Raw genomic sequence first — 16568 nt, forward strand, 5'->3', positions numbered from 1 at the left:
TTCCTCACGCTTGGCCTGTTTGTCGGCTTCGTACGAAGAGGCGCCTCCTTTTTCGGGAGCGGATAATTCCCTATCAAGACTGGTCGGAGTAGAAGAAGGAGCACCCCCGGCGGTTTCGCTTGCCAGATCCTCCAGTTCTCCCTTTTTTGCGATATAGTCGTCGTAATTTCCGAGATACTGGTCGATTCCGTCCGGATGAAGCTCCAGCACGCGCTCCGCCATCTTATTTAGAAAATAGCGGTCATGGGAGATGAAGAGCAGCGTTCCTTCAAAATCGATAAGCGCCGATTCGAGCACCTCGCGGCTGACCAAATCAAGATGGTTGGTCGGTTCGTCGAGGATAAGCATATTCGCTCCCCGCAGCATCAGCTTGGAGAGGGATACGCGCGCCTTCTCACCGCCGCTGAGCGCGGAGATTTTCTTCTGGACGTCCTCGCCGCTGAACAGAAAGTTGCCGAGAATCGTCCGGATTCGCGCCTCCTCCAACATCGGATATTCGCTCCACAGCTCCTCCAGCACGGTGTTCTGCGGATTCAGCCGGGTCTGCTCCTGGTCGTAGTAGCCGATCTTGACCTTGGCACCCCAGTTTACACTTCCTGCTGAAGGCTCCCGGGTGCCGGTCAGGCACTGCAGCAGCGTCGATTTTCCGATGCCGTTAGGGCCGATCAGGGCGGCCGTATCTCCGCGGCGCAGCTCGAAGGACGCATTTTTGAACAAAGGCGCCCCCTCGCCGAAGGCCACAGCGACTTCCCTGACCTGCAGCACTTCCCTGCCGGAGTGAAAATCCGGCTCGAAGGCAAAGTTCGCTTTTTTCAGCTCGCCGAGCGGCCGTTCGATCCGGTCGATTTTTTCCAGCGCCTTGCGCCGGCTCTGCGCCCGCTTGGTCGTGGAGGCCCGTACGATATTGCGCTGCACGAACTCCTCCATTTTGGCGATTTCGCCTTGCTGCTTCTCGTACTGCTTGAGTCTGCTCTCATATTCGGCGGCCTTGAGATCCACGTAGCGGCTGTAATTCCCTGTGTACCGCTTCGATTGGTGGCGCTCGATTTCCACAATGGTCGTGACGAGCTTGTCAAGGAAGTAGCGGTCATGGGATACGACCAATATGCCCCCGGAATATCCCCGCAAATAGTCCTCGAGCCAGGTCAGCGTCTCAATGTCCAGATGGTTGGTCGGTTCGTCCAGCATTAGAAGATCCGGGGCCTGAAGCAGAATGCGGGCAAGCGCCAAGCGGGTCTTCTGTCCGCCGCTGAGCGTTGCGATCGGCGTATCCGGAGGAAAATCTCCGAAACCCATCCCGTGCAGAACGCTGCGTATCCGCGTGTTCATTTCGTATCCGCCCCGGTCTTTAAACCAGTCCGAACGCAGGGAGTATCGCTCCAGCAGCTCCTCGTAACGCTTCTCGTCCTTCGCGGCGGCCGGATCGGCGATCTGCTGCTCCAGCTGCCGAAGTTCCGCTTCGGCTTCGATGAGCGGAGCAAATACGGACAGCATTTCCTCATGAATGGTCCGCTCCGATTGCAGCCCGCTGTTCTGGGACAGATACCCTACCGTCGTTTCTTTGGATTTATGAATATGACCGCCGTCATAGGACAGCTCCCCGGCCAGTATTTTCAGCAAGGTCGATTTGCCGGCTCCGTTGACGCCGACGAGGCCGACCCGTTCCCGCTCGTTTACCTGCAGGTTGATGTCTTCCAGCACGGGCTGGATGCCGTATAATTTCGTAATACCTGTCGCTTGAAGAAGCATGTTGATGAATCCTCCACCCTTAAGCCATAAGCGGCGCCGGTTCAGCGCCACTTATGGAACCTTTATTCCTAAATATAGTTTACATGAAAAGACTTTTTTGCGCGAGGTCGAAGGGTTCCGGGGTTATCTTGGCGAAATTAAAGGAAGAGTGGTAAACTAAAGTTAATGATTTACCCTGCAATGTCAGACATTGATTCCGCTGCTTGCCGTGTGAGGCACGGGTTTTCGGCGGGAATTTATATATCTTGGCTAGCCAAGGATAAAGCAAGACTGATTAAAGGAGGCAGAAGAGTGTCAGACGGGGATATGCGGCTTGCTGCCTTCAAGCGTGAGCTGCGCAGCCGCGCTGCCGCTGTCCGCGACGGTATAGATCCGCTGCGGAGAGGGGAGTGGTCCTCACTCGCGTGCCGACATGCATGGAAGTGGCTGGAGGGAACCGGTGCGAAATCGTTTATGTTTTATGTTCCGTTCCGCTCCGAGCTGGATACCCGTCCTCTAATTGAATGGTGCTGGGCGGAAGGGTGCAAGGTAATTCTTCCGCGAGTCCATGCCGATTCCGGAGAGCTGTCGCTGCACAGGGTGGAGTCATGGAACGAGCTGGCCCAGGGAGCGTACGGCATTCCCGAGGCCGCCGGGACTTCTCCGGCAATTGGGGAAGAAGAGTTTCCGGCGGTGATCTTCGTCCCGGGCCTGGCTTTTGATGCCAGGGGAGGAAGGCTCGGTTACGGCCGGGGTTATTATGACCGGTTGTGGGCCCGCTTCCGAGCCTCCGCTTCAGGAACGAGGGAGAACACGGTCTGGGTCGGCCTCGCATACGGCGCGCAGGTGCTGCCAGAGGTGCCGATGGATGTTCATGACGCTTATATGGACATGCTGATTACCGAGGAAGGAATACTGAACTGCCGAAAGAAAGGGGAATGACGAAGATGGAGCTGACTCATTTTAACGGGCAGGGAAGAGCCCGCATGGTCGATGTAAGCGACAAGGAAGTGACCAAGCGTACGGCAACCGCGCAGAGCATGGTGCGGATGGCGCCGGAAACGCTGAGCGCCATCAAAGCCGGCTCAATCGGCAAAGGCGATGTGCTTGCCGTGGCCCAGGTCGCTGGCATCATGGCCGCCAAGAAGACGGCCGATTGGATACCGATGTGCCATCCGCTGCCTTTGACGGGCATCGACATTCACTTTTCCGACAACAGCACAGATGAACTATATATAGAAGCAACAGTCAAGACCACCGGCAAGACGGGTGTGGAGATGGAGGCGCTGACCGCTGTGTCCGCCGCGGCGTTGACGGTGTATGACATGTGCAAGGCCCTGCAAAAAGACATGGTGATCGGTCCGACGCTGCTTGCGTCCAAGACCGGCGGCAAGAACGGCGATTATGCCCGCGAAGAAGCGTAGTTTTGCGTATCATTACATAACGAGGATAGAGAGGAAGGAGAACCTATGGCGTGGAAGACAGCAATCCTGACGGCCAGCGACAAGGGGGCCCGGGGCGAACGGGAGGATACGAGCGCCCAGGTCATCCGCGAGCTGGTTGAGGAGGAACTTGGAGGGGAGATCGTAGAATACCGGATTGTACCCGACGAATTGGATGAAATCATTGCGGCGCTTATCGAATTGACTGATTATTTCCAGGCCGATCTGGTGCTGACGACGGGAGGGACCGAGCTGGCGATTCGTGATGTTACGCCGGAAGCGACGCGCCGGGTTATCGAACGGGAAGTGCCGGGGCTGCCTGAGGCGATGCGCAGCACGGTGATGCAGAAGAACCGCGCCGCCATGCTGTTTCGCGGCATCTGCGGCATTCGCGGCCGGACGCTGATCGTCAATCTCCCGGGAACTCCGAAGGGCGTGCATGAACATTTGGCCGCTGTTATGGATCAGTTGCCGGAGGCGCTGCTGATGGTGACCGGACAAAATCGGCAGCAATAATCTGCAGCATTCCTGGGGCTAATCAGACTTTCATCCTCAGACAACTGTCTCCGTTAGACTTTCGACACAGATAACAGATGCATGTGTGATATATATTATGGTATTATAGTTATGTCGAAAACGGTGTCATGAACGGAACATGCGACAAGGAGGAATGAACATGTTAAACGGCATTGGAGCGCCGGGGATCATACTGCTCGTCATTCTGGCTTTGCTGCTCTTTGGTCCGAATAAGCTGCCCGAATTGGGGCGTGCCGTCGGAAGAACCTTCCGCGAGTTTAAGGAAGGAACCCGTGATATTATTGCCGACACCGAGCCGGCAGATAAGGGCGAAGCTCCTGCACCGTCTGCGCAGCAAGCTCCCGTTTCCTCCATGGAGAAGCGTTTGCCGGAATAACATCCGCAGGCTTGAATTGATATGACTACATGCGGCGGCGCCCTTAAGTCCCCGGACTTTACGGGGCGCCGCTTTTTTTGAAATATAAGAATCTATAAGTTTTACGCTTATAGACAATCTTATATTTCTACGAGAAACGGATGCCCTCCTCCTACGAGGATGGCGCAGCCGTTTCTTCTTGAGAGTACTCCTGCTGCACACTATCCGGGAAGGGGGAGGAACATGCCTTTGCAATCCGGAGCCATGACGGTGGTCGAGCATCTTACGGAGCTGCGTAAGAGAATCATTTACATCCTCGTTGTATTCGTCATCGGACTGGCGGGCGGACTGTTCTGCGCGAAGCCGGTCTACGAATACCTGATCGCAGCCGACACAGCCCGGGGCTTTGTGCTGCATGCCTTCTCGTTCTGGGACGGCATCGGCATGTACATGAAGATTGCCATGGCCGTATCGCTTACTGTAACCTTGCCGTTTATCGTCTACCAGCTATGGGCATTCGTCAGTCCCGGCCTGCGGCAGGTGGAACGGAGCGCCGCTCTGCGGTACGTGCCGTACGCGCTGCTTTTGTTCGTGCTGGGTCTCCTCTTCGCGTACTATATCGTATTTCCAATGGCGCTTTCCTTCACCGTCTCGGTTACGCGTGACATGGGACTTGAGGAGACTTACGGCATTGCGCAGTATTTCAATTTCATGTTCAGCCTGGTGCTGCCGATGGCACTGCTGTTCGAGCTGCCTCTCATTGTCATGTTCCTGACCAGACTACGGATTCTGAACCCGCTCCGGCTGCGCAGGGTACGGCGTTACGCCTATCTCGCGCTCGTCTTTATTGCGGTAGTGATTACGCCGCCCGATTTCATATCGGATTTCCTGGTGACCATACCTTTGCTGGTTCTCTACGAATTCAGCGTATTCCTGTCCGCGTTTGTTTACCGCAAGCAGCTCGCCGCCGATGCGGCGCTGGAAGCCCGGTACACCGCAGGCGATCACGCCTGAGGGGATATGCGGCGATAGAGTCTCCTAGACGGAGACGACTCTAATCGGAATGCCGCGCCGCACGTTCTGTCCACCCCGGGCAGAGCGGCGCTTCAGCGGCATTCGGATTTAACGGGCCAGACGGGCCGCGAGTATGCGGTTTGCCGAGGGGAGCAGGCATATTTTTGCGGGCTATGGATAGAATGAAAGAGGGTATGACTTGGACAGCCCGTCCAGATCGGTTTTTTTCCAAATTCGTCTAGAAAAAAGAGCAAAAGGACTTGAAATCCGCAGTCAAGTTGAGTAATATAAAAATTGTTGTTAGCACTACTGGCTGTTGAGTGCTAACAGAGCGAAGGGATATGTTGAGACGCGCTGCCGGCTCTCATATTTCATGAATGCGCCCGGTTATGCTTTTTCGGGAACGTCATTCTTTCAACCTGTGTTCAAGCATAACAACATAATTTTCAAAGGAGGCTATTTTTCATGATCAAACCTTTAGGTGAACGCGTACTGGTGGAACCAATCGAGCAGGAGGAAACGACTTCATTCGGCATCGTGCTTCCGGACTCGGCCAAGGAGAAACCGCAGGAAGGCAAAATCGTGGCCGTAGGCAGCGGCGCTCTGAAAGACGGCGTTCGCGTACCGCTGGAAGTGAAGGAAGGCGACCGTGTGATCTTCTCGAAGTATGCGGGAACTGAAATCAAGTATGAAGGCAAAGAATATTTGATTATGAAAGAAAGCGACATTCACGCGATTCTGGGTTAATTCCCGAAGACGTTCATAAGACTTTAATACCGATACTTACAATTCATAGGGAGGTATTTTGATAATGGCAAAAGATATCAAGTTCAGTGAAGACGCCCGCCGCGCGATGCTGCGCGGGGTAGACGCTTTGGCAAACGCGGTTAAGGTAACGCTTGGACCGAAAGGCCGCAACGTGGTGCTGGAGAAGAAATTCGGCAGCCCGCTGATCACGAATGACGGCGTTACGATCGCCAAGGAAATCGAGCTGGAAGACGCGTTCGAGAACATGGGCGCTCAACTGGTTAAAGAAGTTGCGACCAAGACTAACGACGTAGCCGGTGACGGTACGACGACTGCAACTGTTTTGGCTCAAGCGCTGATCCGCGAAGGTCTGAAGAACGTAACTGCCGGCGCCAGCCCAATCGGTCTGCGCAAAGGTATCGACAAAGCGGTTCGCGCCGCAGTAGAAGAACTGAAAAAGATCTCCAAACCGGTTGAAGATTCCCAAGCGATCGCACAGGTTGCCGCTATCTCCGCAGCCGACGAAGAAGTGGGCAAACTGATCGCTGAGGCTATGGAAAAAGTGGGCAAAGACGGCGTTATCACCGTTGAAGAATCCCGCGGCTTCCTGACTGAGCTTGAAGTGGTAGAAGGCATGCAGTTCGACCGCGGCTACATCTCCCCATACATGATTACCGATACGGACAAAATGGAAGCCGTTCTGGATAATCCGTACATCCTGATCACCGACAAGAAGATCAGCAGCACTCAGGAAATCCTGCCGCTGCTTGAAAAGATCGTTCAGCAAGCTCGTCCGCTGCTGATCATCGCCGAAGACATCGAAGGCGAAGCTCAAGCGATGCTGATCGTGAATAAACTGCGCGGAACGTTCAACGCTGTTGCCGTTAAAGCTCCTGGCTTTGGCGACCGCCGCGAAGCGATGCTGCAGGACATTGCCGCTCTGACCGGCGGCCAAGTCATCACCGAGAAGCTCGGTCTTGATCTGAAGAGCACAACGGTCGAGCAGCTGGGTAACGCTCGTCAAGTGCGCGTAACCAAAGAGAACACGACAATCGTTGACGGAAGCGGTGCGAAGGAAGACATTCAAGCCCGCGTTAGCCAAATCCGTTCCCAACTGGAAGAAACCACTTCCGAGTTCGACAAGGAGAAGCTGCAAGAGCGTCTGGCGAAGCTGTCCGGCGGCGTAGCCGTTGTTAAAGTCGGCGCTGCTACCGAAACCGAGCTGAAAGAGCGCAAGCTGCGCATTGAAGACGCCCTGAACGCTACCCGCGCTGCGGTTGAAGAAGGTATCGTATCCGGTGGTGGTACAGCCCTGATCAACGTATATGGCGCCGTAGCTGCTGTTCAAGCGACAGGCGACGAGAAGACTGGCGTGAACATCGTGCTCCGCTCCCTGGAAGAGCCGATCCGCACAATCGCCGCGAACGCAGGCCAAGAAGGCTCCGTTATCGTTGAGCGCCTGAAAAAAGAAGCGATCGGCATCGGCTACAACGCCGCTACCGACGAGTGGGTCAACATGATCGAAGCCGGTATCGTCGATCCTGCGAAGGTAACTCGCTCCGCGCTGCAGCATGCTGCATCCGTAGCCGGCCTGTTCCTGACCACCGAAGCCGTTATCGCCGACAAGCCGGAGCCTGAAAAAGGCGGCGCGCCTGACATGGGCGGCATGGGCGGTATGGGCGGCATGATGTAATACAGGCTGTTAAGCCTTATACATCAAGGGTTTCCGTGAGCGGAAACACCGTTTAACCCTATATATATTTTCGAGACCTCTCAGGATTTCCTGGGAGGTCTCTTTATTCCGGCAATAAAATTGACTATTCCAATGGTTATAGTTTAATATAAATTCAGAAAGACTCCAACAAGCAGTCGGTAATTCTCCTGTTAAGCAGCTAATCACTTGCTCATTAAGATATCAGTTGGTTCTGGTCTGTCCTCTAATTGAATTTACTTAACAGTGTAAATTACATGTTATTAAACATAACACATATAAGGGGAGTTTTAATGTTTTTTCGAGTTTTTATTTAAAAATGTGATTAAAAATAACATAAAATTGTGGACAATTTCGTTGTCTGTATGTATTATAAGGCTAACTTCTACGAGATAAGCAGACAGATGTAAGGTTTCGATTTTAGTCGCAAGCGGAGAGAAAATGGACCGGGGTACTAATTAAAATAATTGTATACAATTATACAATTATACTTCTATGGCGGGAACCAGCAGATTATTGACTAGGGGATGGATTTATGGACAGTTCTGTTATGAGAACACGCAGGCTATCGAAGGATAATACTTATTTTGCATTAAAACAAAAAATTATTGATAGTGAGCTAAAGCCTGATCAAGTTGTACATGAAGAAAATTTGGCAGCTTTGCTAGGAGTTAGCCGCACTCCATTAAGAGAGGCGATTCAAAGGTTGGAGAATGAGGAGTTTCTCGTTCGGCAGCCGAATGGAAGATTGAGAGTGGCTTCAGTAACAGTGGAAGAGGTTAAAGAAATATTTCTGATCCGCAGCATGCTGGAAGGTTATATTGCCAAGAGTGCGGCTAAAAATGCTACAGATCAAGATATCCAAAATTTAACGGCTATGATTGAAAATATTAAACAGTCCTTTCGGTCAGGCAAGAGTCAGGATTTTGTATCCTATGGCTTTGAATTCCATGATTATTTATCTGAAATGAGTGATCTCAAGACCTTTGTGAAAATTCTGAATCACCTAAGAGATCACGCGCTTCGCTATTGCCGGTTTGTTTCTCTGCATGGCGATTGGAACACGCAGGCGGATGAAGAGCATAACTTTATTTTGCAAATGATAGCCGACCGCAATGAAGAAGGCGCGGAAAAGGCGATGCAGGATCATATTTTAAGCAGTCTGTCATCTGCACTGGAGAGAATCCAAGGAATTCAAGCAAACAGAGAGGATTGAGTTGGACATGAAGACAGAATGGAGTATGGACACGAAGATTATTCATGAGAGCCAGTTTCCGGACCCTCACACGGGCGCCATCTCTCAAACGATCGTACCCGCGGTGGCTTATGCGTTCCCTGATGCAGAAACAGCGGCGGCCGTTGTAGCTGGCGAGGAAGAAGGCGTTTATTACGGCAGATACGGAAACCCTACATCCCGCACATTGGAGAAAAAGATAGCGGCACTGGAAGGTGGGGAAGATGCTTTAGGCGTTTCCAGCGGAATGGCGGCCATCTCCATTGCTCTTCTTGGTTTCCTGAAACACGGCGATCATGTCCTGGTGACTAAGGATGTTTATGGCGGCACCTATAACTTCCTGACTTCTTTGGCGCCCCGATTTGGCATACAGTTTGATTTTGTCGATTGTACCGATCCGGATTCAATGATTAAGGCAATCAAGCCAAATACAAAGGCAGTGTATATCGAAACTCCTTCTAACCCAAGATTGACAATACTTGATATTGGAAAAATATCGGAAGCCTGCAAATCCTATCAGTTCCCGGTCATTGTCGATAACACCTTTATGAGCCCCTGCTTGCAGAAGCCTTTGGAGCTTGGAGCCGATGTAGTGGTACACAGCGCTACTAAATATATTAATGGTCACGGCGATGTCTTGGCTGGATTTATTGTAGGGAAAAAAGACACCATCCAGTTCATGAGAAAGAAACTGATGGGCGATTTGGGACAGAATTTAAATGCTTGGGACGCATTCTTGATTTTAAGAGGAATGAAGACCATGGCCTTGCGGGTAGAAAGACATTGCAGCAACGCCCAGAAATTTGCCGATTACCTTGAGTCTCATCCTTTCATCGATAAAGTCTTTTATCCGGGCTTAAAGTCTCATCCTCAACATGAGCTGGCTAAGCAGCAAATGAAAGGTATGGGAGGGATTGTTTCTTTTGAAGTCAAGGGTAGCTTAATTGAAGGGAAAAAATTAATAAATTCGCTGAAATTAGCGATGATTTCATTCAGCCTGGGCGATCCGGAAACCTTAGTCCAGCATCCGGCCTCAATGACTCATGCTTCCATTCCACAGGAAGAGCGAATGAAATTTGGGATTACGGATGGATTAATTCGCGTGTCGGTCGGGCTGGAGGATGCTGATGATATTATCAGAGATTTCGATCAAGCCCTCACCGCTCTGTTTTCTGATTCCGAAGCCGAAATCACAACGAAATAAAGGGAGGAAGTCCATGTCTACTAAACAGCCGGATGAGATTGAACAAGCTTTAGGCAGTCAATTGATTGACGTTCGCAGAAACCTTCACCGGGAGCCGGAATTATCGTATGAAGAGTTTAAAACGACGGAAAAACTGCGGAAATGGCTGACGGACGCCAATATTCGTATAATGAATCTCCCTTTAGAGACGGGGCTCATTGCAGAAATCGGATGCGGGGAAGGGCCCATCGCAGCCATTCGCTGTGATATCGACGCACTCCCGATTGAAGAACAGACCGGATTGTCTTTTGCGTCAGAGATTCCAGGAAAAATGCATGCATGCGGTCATGATTTTCACACGGCTGTCATTTTAGGCGCCGCATACTTGCTAAAGGCTCGTGAAGCTGAGCTACCCGGAATGGTTAGAGTATTGTTTCAGCCGGCAGAAGAGACCGGTCATGGGGCTGAAAGCGTCTTGGCGTCGGGAGGGCTTGAAGGTGTAGCTGCCATATTTGGTCTTCATAACTCCCCAGAACTGCCCACAGGATCATTCGGAACGAGAACCGGAGCATTAACCGCAGGTGTTGACCGGTTTGAAATTACGGTAAAAGGCATCGGGGCTCACGCCGCAACTCCGGAGAATGGTGTGGATTCCATTGTAACGGCGGCTCAAATCATTACGGCGCTACAGACAATTGTCAGCCGCCAGAACAGCGCAAGCGAGCCGGTTGTGCTGAGCGTTACCCGAATTCAAGGAGGGTATACCTGGAATGTGCTGCCAGAGATGGTTGAATTGGAAGGCACCGTCCGAACGCATAATGAAGAGATTCGCCGCACAATCCCGGTTAAAATGACGCAAATCATCGAAGGAATTGCTGCGGCAGCCGGAGCGGAGGCTAAGCTGCATTGGTATCCGGGACCGCCGGCAACGATAAATGACGGATTCTGGGCTGATTTTACCAAAGAGATCGCGAAGCAGGCAGGTTATGAGGTGCATGATATCCCGCCGCAAATGGGAGGTGAAGACTTCTCATTGTATCTGCAGAAGATACCAGGCACTTTTGTAAATATCGGAGCTGGTCCCGCTTATGCGCTGCATCATCCGCGTTTCGATGTCGATGAGGCTGCATTATTGCCGGCTGCCAGGTATTTCGCTTTATTGGCAGAGCAAGCGTTGGTGAAGCTGAAGGAGAAAGGTTAGCCCTAAATCCGAAAATGAAATGAGAGGAATGTATATGATTGAATTAAAGGATGTTTCTAAGACGTACACCCGCAAAGGGATCTCGAACGAAGCCTTGAAGGGAATTAATCTAAAGGTTGAGAAAGGCGATATATTTGGGGTTATCGGCTATAGCGGCGCGGGAAAGAGCACATTGATTCGTTTGGTCAATTATTTGGAAAGACCGACGAAAGGCCAGGTTTTTGTGGATGGGCATGATTTAGGAGGATACAGCGTGAAAGAGCTGCGTGCCGCCAAAAAAAACATCGGCATGATCTTTCAGCATTTCAATCTGCTCGAATCGAAAAAAGTTTTTGATAATGTGGCCATTCCCCTCATTTTGTTGAAAAAGAATAAAAGCGAAATTCGCCAGCGTGTGCTGGAGCTGCTGGAGTTTGTTGGACTAGCCGACAAAGCGGGCAGCTATCCGAGTGAATTGTCAGGCGGGCAGAAGCAGCGCGTCGGGATTGCCAGAGCGCTTGCCTCGAACCCCTCCATTCTCCTTTGCGATGAAGCGACTTCAGCGCTCGACCCGCAGACCACGCGCTCTATTTTACAGCTTTTGAAGAAAATCAATGCGGAATACAACATCACGGTTATGATCATCACCCATGAAATGTCAGTCATTCAGGAGATTTGCAACAAGGTAGCGGTCATGGAACAAGGGCGGATTATTGAACAGGGAAGCGTTCTTGAGGTATTCGGACATCCGCAGCATCCGACCACGCAAAATTTTGTGAAGACCGTTATTCAGAACAGCATCACAAGCAGCGTGCAAAAATCGATAAAAAAAGAACCGGGCAGCGGCATCTACAAACTGGAATTTGTCGGGCAAACCGCTTCGGAGCCCATCCTGTATACAATGATTCGCTCCTACGATGTGCAAGTCAATATTCTATTTGCCAATATGACCGAGATTGAAGAAACGACACTCGGGAAAGTGATTGTTCAGTTAAAAGGGGAGACTGCCGAGGTGGATAAAGCCTTGTCTTTCTTAAAAAGCAGTGGAATCGGTGTAGAGAAGGTGGAAAAGCATGATGTCAACTACAGTTACAACTGATCAGTTCATGCAGGCGATTGTTGATACCATTTATATGGTCGGGATGTCCCTGTTTGTAGGGGCTTTAATTGGTGTACCTATCGGGATTTTACTTGTGGTTACCCGTCCGGGCGGGATTTTGGAGAACAAAATACTGTATACCATGATAAATCCCGTGATCAACATTGTCCGCTCTCTGCCTTTTATTATACTGCTCGTTGCCATTATTCCGTTTACCCGGTTGATTGTTCAGACCTCAATTGGGACAAGCGCAGCGATCGTGCCGCTGATCATTTATATCTCGCCTTATATCGGGCGCCTGGTAGAGAATTCTCTGCTAGAAGTCAATCCGGGAATTATGGAAGCGGCCGAGGCGATGGGGGCTACACCGTTTCAAGTCATCTGGCATTTTTTGCTGCCCGAGGCATTCGGATCGTTAATCCTGTCCCTGACGACGGCGACGATCGGCTTGATTGGTGCGACAGCGATGGCGGGAACGGTTGGCGGCGGCGGAGTCGGAGACTTGGCGATCGTATACGGCTACCAGCGATTTGACACGGTTGTTGTATTTGCCACTGTAGCTATCCTGATTATTTTCGTGCAGGGTATTCAGTCATTTGGCAACATTTTGGCGAGAAAGATTCGCCGCTATTAGGAATTAACTTAAGGGAGGAAAACGACAGGTGAGTGAATGGAGCAAACAAGACCGGTTTAACGCCATTTTATCCGGTGAAAGGGCGGACCGTCCGATTGTCAGCGGCTGGCGTCATTTCATCGACAAGGAACAAAATGCAGACGATTTGGCGGAAACAACGATTTCGTTTACCAAGAATTATGATTGGGATTGGGTCAAAATTAACCCTAGAGCAACCTATCTGGCTGAAGCCTGGGGAAATCAGTATGATTTTCATGACTATCAAACTGTATTTCCGAGACAGGAAACGACCGCTGTTCCAGCGGGTGCTAATCTTTGGGATCTTGAGGTGAAGAAAGCCGTGGAATCAGCCCCGTTATTGGAGCAATTGGACGCGGTGCGGAAGATTCGCCAAGGGCTGCCGGATACCCCTTTGATTCAAACCGTTTTTTCACCACTTACCGTACTGCTCTTTATTGTGGGCCGGTCTGCTTATGTGACCAAAACGGTATTTGGCATTGAGAATCCTGTTACCTTGGAATCGTTGTTTACCGAGCACCGGGCGGCGGCGCATCATGCGCTGCATGTGATTTCATTAACCTTGGCCGATTATGTGAAAGAGCTTCAGCAAGCGGGATCGGACGGACTGTTCTATGCGGTGACGGGTACAGCCCATCCGGGGTTGTTCAGTGAAGCGATGTTTAATGAATTTTCCAGACCTTATGATTCCATTGTGCTTGAGGCTGCGAGCTACGGAAAAAATGTCCTGCATACTTGCGGAACCTATTCCCAGCCTGAAAGATTTAACGATTACCGGATTGACGGGATCAGCTGGGACACGAAAGCCGAAGGAAATCCGGACCTGGATGCGGCTTTAACGGCAACCAAGGTAGGCGGCGTCGATCATGCTTTGTTTGCGGCAAATGACATTGTTCAAATTCAGCAGCAGGCCGGGGATGCTTTGAACTTGATGAAGGACCAGCCCTTTATTCTCGCTCCAAATTGCGCAATCCCGCTTAACGTAACCGATGAAGCTCTGAAACAGCTGAAAAAATCCGTTTTTGAAAAGGAGACAAGAGTATGAAAAAGTTACTGCTCGTTCTTTTAGTTGGGGTTGTGGCATTGTTGTCGGCTTGCGGCCAAAATTCGAATAAAGGCTCGGATTCAGGGGCTGCGCCGGAAGAAAAGAAAGAGATTACCGTCGGATTTGGTGTGGGAACGTACGAAGAGCAGTTCCGCGAATCGATTTTGCCAATTTTGGAGAAAAAGGGCTACAAGGTTAATATCAAGACCTTTTCTCAAAACATGCAGGTCAACCCTGCCATGAAGGAAGGCTCCATTGACGCAAGCATTTTCCAAAGCACGGCGTATATGGAGGCGATTAACAAGGAAATTGGCGCGGACATGGTTGGCATCGCCTATGTGCCGGGTGCGCCGCAAGGTCTATACTCCGTCAAGCACACCACACTTGATGATGTAAAAGACGGCACTACCGTTGCTGTCCCTAATGATCCGGTTAATCAGGAACGTGCGCTGCGGATTCTGGAAGAACTTGGATGGGTAAAGATTAAAGAAGGAGCAGGTGTGGAGGACTTTAACATTAACAGCATGGAGCCGGACAAGTATAAGATTGATATTAAAATTCTGGACCCTGCCCAAATCCTGGTATCCCTGGAAGATGTGGATTATGGAGTCGTCAACGGAAACTACATTGCTAACGCCGGCAAAAAGATTACAGACGCATTGAAAATCGAAAACACGCCGATGCAGCACAGAATCATTGTATCCATCAACAAGAAGGATGAAAATACCCAATGGGCCAAGGACTTGAAAGCCGCTTATGAGTCTCCGGAGTTTGAAGCGTATATCAAGGGAATAGAAAAATACAACGGGTTCATTCTGCCTGAAGCGTGGAAAAACAATTAAGTTAGGAAGTGGATGGGTTGATCGAAAAACAGATTCACTTTATCGGCGGCGGACAAATGGCCGAGGCCATTATCCGCGCCGTTGTAACCAATCAAACGATATCCGCGGATCGAATTAGCGTAATGGATATCAATGAGGCGCGTCTTCAGTTTCTGGATAAGACTTACGGAGTGAAAACGGACAGCTCTCAGGAGAAATTTTTGGCCGAAGCCGACTTGATTGTGATTGCTGTCCGGCCGCAGGACAATTTGGCAGCACTTGGACATGCTGTACAACAATTCGCAGCACCAGCCGCCGCAATCGTTTCGATTGTGGCGGGAGTGACGATTCAGAAGCTGGCCGGCTTTTTTGGAGAAGAACGTCCCATTATTCGGGTTATTCCCAATACGTTGACTGATACGGGTTATGGCTATAGCGGGGTTGCCCTCAATGCCTATGCCAATAAGGATCAGGTGGAGGGGTTCTTGCTGGGATTCGGCAAGGTGCAGTACCTGGATGAATCGCTCATTGATATCTTTACCGGATATGGTGTGGCCGGACCGAATTACATTTATTATTTTATTGAATCTCTTGCGGATGCGGGTGTGCTCGCCGGATTGCCGCGGGAGCAGGCGTGGAACGTTACGCTGGAGAATGTCTTTGGAGCAGTCATCATGCTGAAGCAGACCAGACTGCATCCAAGACAGTTGCTTGACATTAATAATTCCCCAGGCGGAGTAGGCATTCATGGCCTATACGAGCTGAACAACAGCGATTTCGCGGCTGGTCTGCAACGAAGTGTCCTGGCAGCCGTAAAGCGGACAACCGAGTTAGGGGCGAAATAGCAATGGCATCGAAAAATTGGGATCATCTTGTTCATTATGTCAATGATTTGGACCAACCGGTTAAGCTCTTCCTGGATCATGGTTTGGTCGCCTTCAAGGGAGGCTCGCATACGGAGTGGGGAACCTATAACAGCTTAAGCTATTTTGGGCTAACCTATATCGAGTTTCTGGGTATTGAGAATCTTGAATTAGCGAAGGCAACGGAACATAACCGTGTGGTAAAAGATGCGGTCGAAGTATTGCCAGAGCATGAAGTTTTGAGCAGAGTCGTTATTCGGACCGATGATATTGAGGAAATGGCCGCTTCTTTGGAAGCGGCTGGCTTAAAGCTTTCTCCCATAATGGATGGCAAGCGTCTGGATAACAAGGGCAGATTAATCGAATGGCGGATGATGACCATTGACGGTGATTTTGGCGGACTGGTCTATCCGTTCATTATTCAATGGAAAGGGACGGATGCGGAACGATTGGAGCGCTTAACGTCATCCGGCATCATTAGCTCCCATCCTGCCGGTCATGCCGAAATCAAACGGGCGGTATTCCATGTCACAGGTCCGGCAGCCGCCGCCGAGCATTGGGGAAAGCTATTTGGACTAACTGCCTTGGAGCCGGAAGACCAATCAGTCACCCTCAAGATTGGCGATAAGTTTTTTGATTTCGTAAAAGGGGACGAGAACCAGTTCAAGCAGGTGATTTTTGAAACGGATTCTGTAAAGCTGAAAGGGAAAACCATTCGGATTGGCGAAGGCGAATATGTTTTTGCTTAATCAGGATGGATTCGCAGGCTATTACAAATTCACAGTTGACACATAGGGATTATCTGTTTAAGATGGGAACTAGAGATATACCGACCATACGAATGGAGGCATTTTCCTTTGGAGAGTGCCTCTTTTCTCGTTATTTTAAGGAGGTGGGAAAAATGAAGCTGGAGTCGACGTTGTGTTCAACAAGTGCAGCAGAGGACGATATCAGTCG

The 16568-nt window shown here is 50.6% G+C and carries 17 protein-coding genes; 16 read left to right on the plus strand and 1 reads right to left on the minus strand.

Annotation, left to right across the window (positions count from 1 at the left end):
* On the minus strand, window positions 1-1749 hold a 1749-nt coding region (locus tag L691_RS0100450; RefSeq protein WP_025688073.1), incomplete at its 3' end, for an ABC-F family ATP-binding cassette domain-containing protein.
* 291 nt (window positions 1750-2040) lie between these two features.
* On the opposite strand from L691_RS0100450, the gene L691_RS0100455 reads away from it, so the two are divergent.
* From L691_RS0100455 to L691_RS0100530, 16 genes are all read left to right on the plus strand, one after another.
* Window positions 2041-2670, plus strand: a complete 630-nt coding sequence (locus tag L691_RS0100455) for a 5-formyltetrahydrofolate cyclo-ligase (protein ID WP_025688074.1) — start codon at window positions 2041-2043, stop codon at window positions 2668-2670.
* Window positions 2671-2675: 5 nt separating this feature from the next.
* Window positions 2676-3152: a cyclic pyranopterin monophosphate synthase MoaC gene (moaC, locus tag L691_RS0100460; RefSeq protein WP_025688075.1), complete on the plus strand. Its 477-nt coding sequence runs from the start codon at window positions 2676-2678 to the stop codon at window positions 3150-3152.
* A 45-nt stretch (window positions 3153-3197) separates the two neighbouring features.
* A complete protein-coding gene (locus L691_RS0100465; protein WP_025688076.1) occupies window positions 3198-3686 on the plus strand; it encodes a MogA/MoaB family molybdenum cofactor biosynthesis protein in 489 nt (162 codons plus the stop codon).
* Window positions 3687-3846: 160 nt separating this feature from the next.
* Window positions 3847-4083 (plus strand): twin-arginine translocase TatA/TatE family subunit, encoded by a 237-nt coding sequence (gene tatA / locus L691_RS0100470; RefSeq protein ID WP_025688077.1) that lies wholly within the window; start codon window positions 3847-3849, stop codon window positions 4081-4083.
* A 222-nt stretch (window positions 4084-4305) separates the two neighbouring features.
* Window positions 4306-5076: a twin-arginine translocase subunit TatC gene (gene tatC, locus L691_RS0100475; RefSeq protein ID WP_025688078.1), complete on the plus strand. Its 771-nt coding sequence runs from the start codon at window positions 4306-4308 to the stop codon at window positions 5074-5076.
* 465 nt (window positions 5077-5541) lie between these two features.
* Window positions 5542-5823 carry a co-chaperone GroES gene (groES, locus tag L691_RS0100480; RefSeq protein WP_025688079.1) on the plus strand — a complete coding sequence of 94 codons (282 nt, stop codon included), beginning with the start codon at window positions 5542-5544 and terminating at the stop codon, window positions 5821-5823.
* A gap of 64 nt (window positions 5824-5887) precedes the next feature.
* Window positions 5888-7516 (plus strand): chaperonin GroEL, encoded by a 1629-nt coding sequence (gene groL, locus L691_RS0100485; RefSeq protein WP_025688080.1) that lies wholly within the window; start codon window positions 5888-5890, stop codon window positions 7514-7516.
* A 553-nt stretch (window positions 7517-8069) separates the two neighbouring features.
* The gene (locus L691_RS0100490) at window positions 8070-8750 is read left to right on the plus strand and encodes a GntR family transcriptional regulator (protein ID WP_025688081.1); all 681 of its coding nucleotides are present in this window, start codon (window positions 8070-8072) and stop codon (window positions 8748-8750) included.
* Window positions 8751-8757: 7 nt separating this feature from the next.
* Entirely contained in the window at window positions 8758-9972 is a 1215-nt protein-coding gene (locus L691_RS0100495) for a trans-sulfuration enzyme family protein (protein WP_025688083.1), read from the plus strand.
* Between the two features lie 13 nt (window positions 9973-9985).
* The gene (locus L691_RS0100500; RefSeq protein ID WP_025688085.1) at window positions 9986-11152 is read left to right on the plus strand and encodes an amidohydrolase; all 1167 of its coding nucleotides are present in this window, start codon (window positions 9986-9988) and stop codon (window positions 11150-11152) included.
* A 34-nt stretch (window positions 11153-11186) separates the two neighbouring features.
* Window positions 11187-12230 (plus strand): methionine ABC transporter ATP-binding protein, encoded by a 1044-nt coding sequence (locus L691_RS0100505; RefSeq protein WP_025688087.1) that lies wholly within the window; start codon window positions 11187-11189, stop codon window positions 12228-12230.
* Window positions 12205-12864, plus strand: coding sequence for a methionine ABC transporter permease (locus tag L691_RS0100510; RefSeq protein WP_025688089.1), 660 nt, complete (start codon window positions 12205-12207; stop codon window positions 12862-12864). Before L691_RS0100505 ends, L691_RS0100510 begins: the two co-directional genes overlap by 26 nt.
* Window positions 12865-12892: 28 nt before the next feature.
* The gene (locus L691_RS0100515; protein ID WP_025688090.1) at window positions 12893-13927 is read left to right on the plus strand and encodes a uroporphyrinogen decarboxylase family protein; all 1035 of its coding nucleotides are present in this window, start codon (window positions 12893-12895) and stop codon (window positions 13925-13927) included.
* Window positions 13924-14769 carry a MetQ/NlpA family ABC transporter substrate-binding protein gene (locus tag L691_RS0100520; protein WP_025688092.1) on the plus strand — a complete coding sequence of 282 codons (846 nt, stop codon included), beginning with the start codon at window positions 13924-13926 and terminating at the stop codon, window positions 14767-14769. Before L691_RS0100515 ends, L691_RS0100520 begins: the two co-directional genes overlap by 4 nt.
* A gap of 17 nt (window positions 14770-14786) precedes the next feature.
* Window positions 14787-15593: a pyrroline-5-carboxylate reductase gene (proC, locus tag L691_RS0100525; RefSeq protein WP_332249018.1), complete on the plus strand. Its 807-nt coding sequence runs from the start codon at window positions 14787-14789 to the stop codon at window positions 15591-15593.
* A 2-nt stretch (window positions 15594-15595) separates the two neighbouring features.
* Window positions 15596-16360: a VOC family protein gene (locus L691_RS0100530; RefSeq protein ID WP_025688095.1), complete on the plus strand. Its 765-nt coding sequence runs from the start codon at window positions 15596-15598 to the stop codon at window positions 16358-16360.
* Window positions 16361-16568: the final 208 nt, after the last annotated feature.

This window comes from Paenibacillus zanthoxyli JH29 (genome assembly GCF_000520715.1).
GTDB lineage: Bacteria > Bacillota > Bacilli > Paenibacillales > Paenibacillaceae > Paenibacillus_AQ > Paenibacillus_AQ zanthoxyli.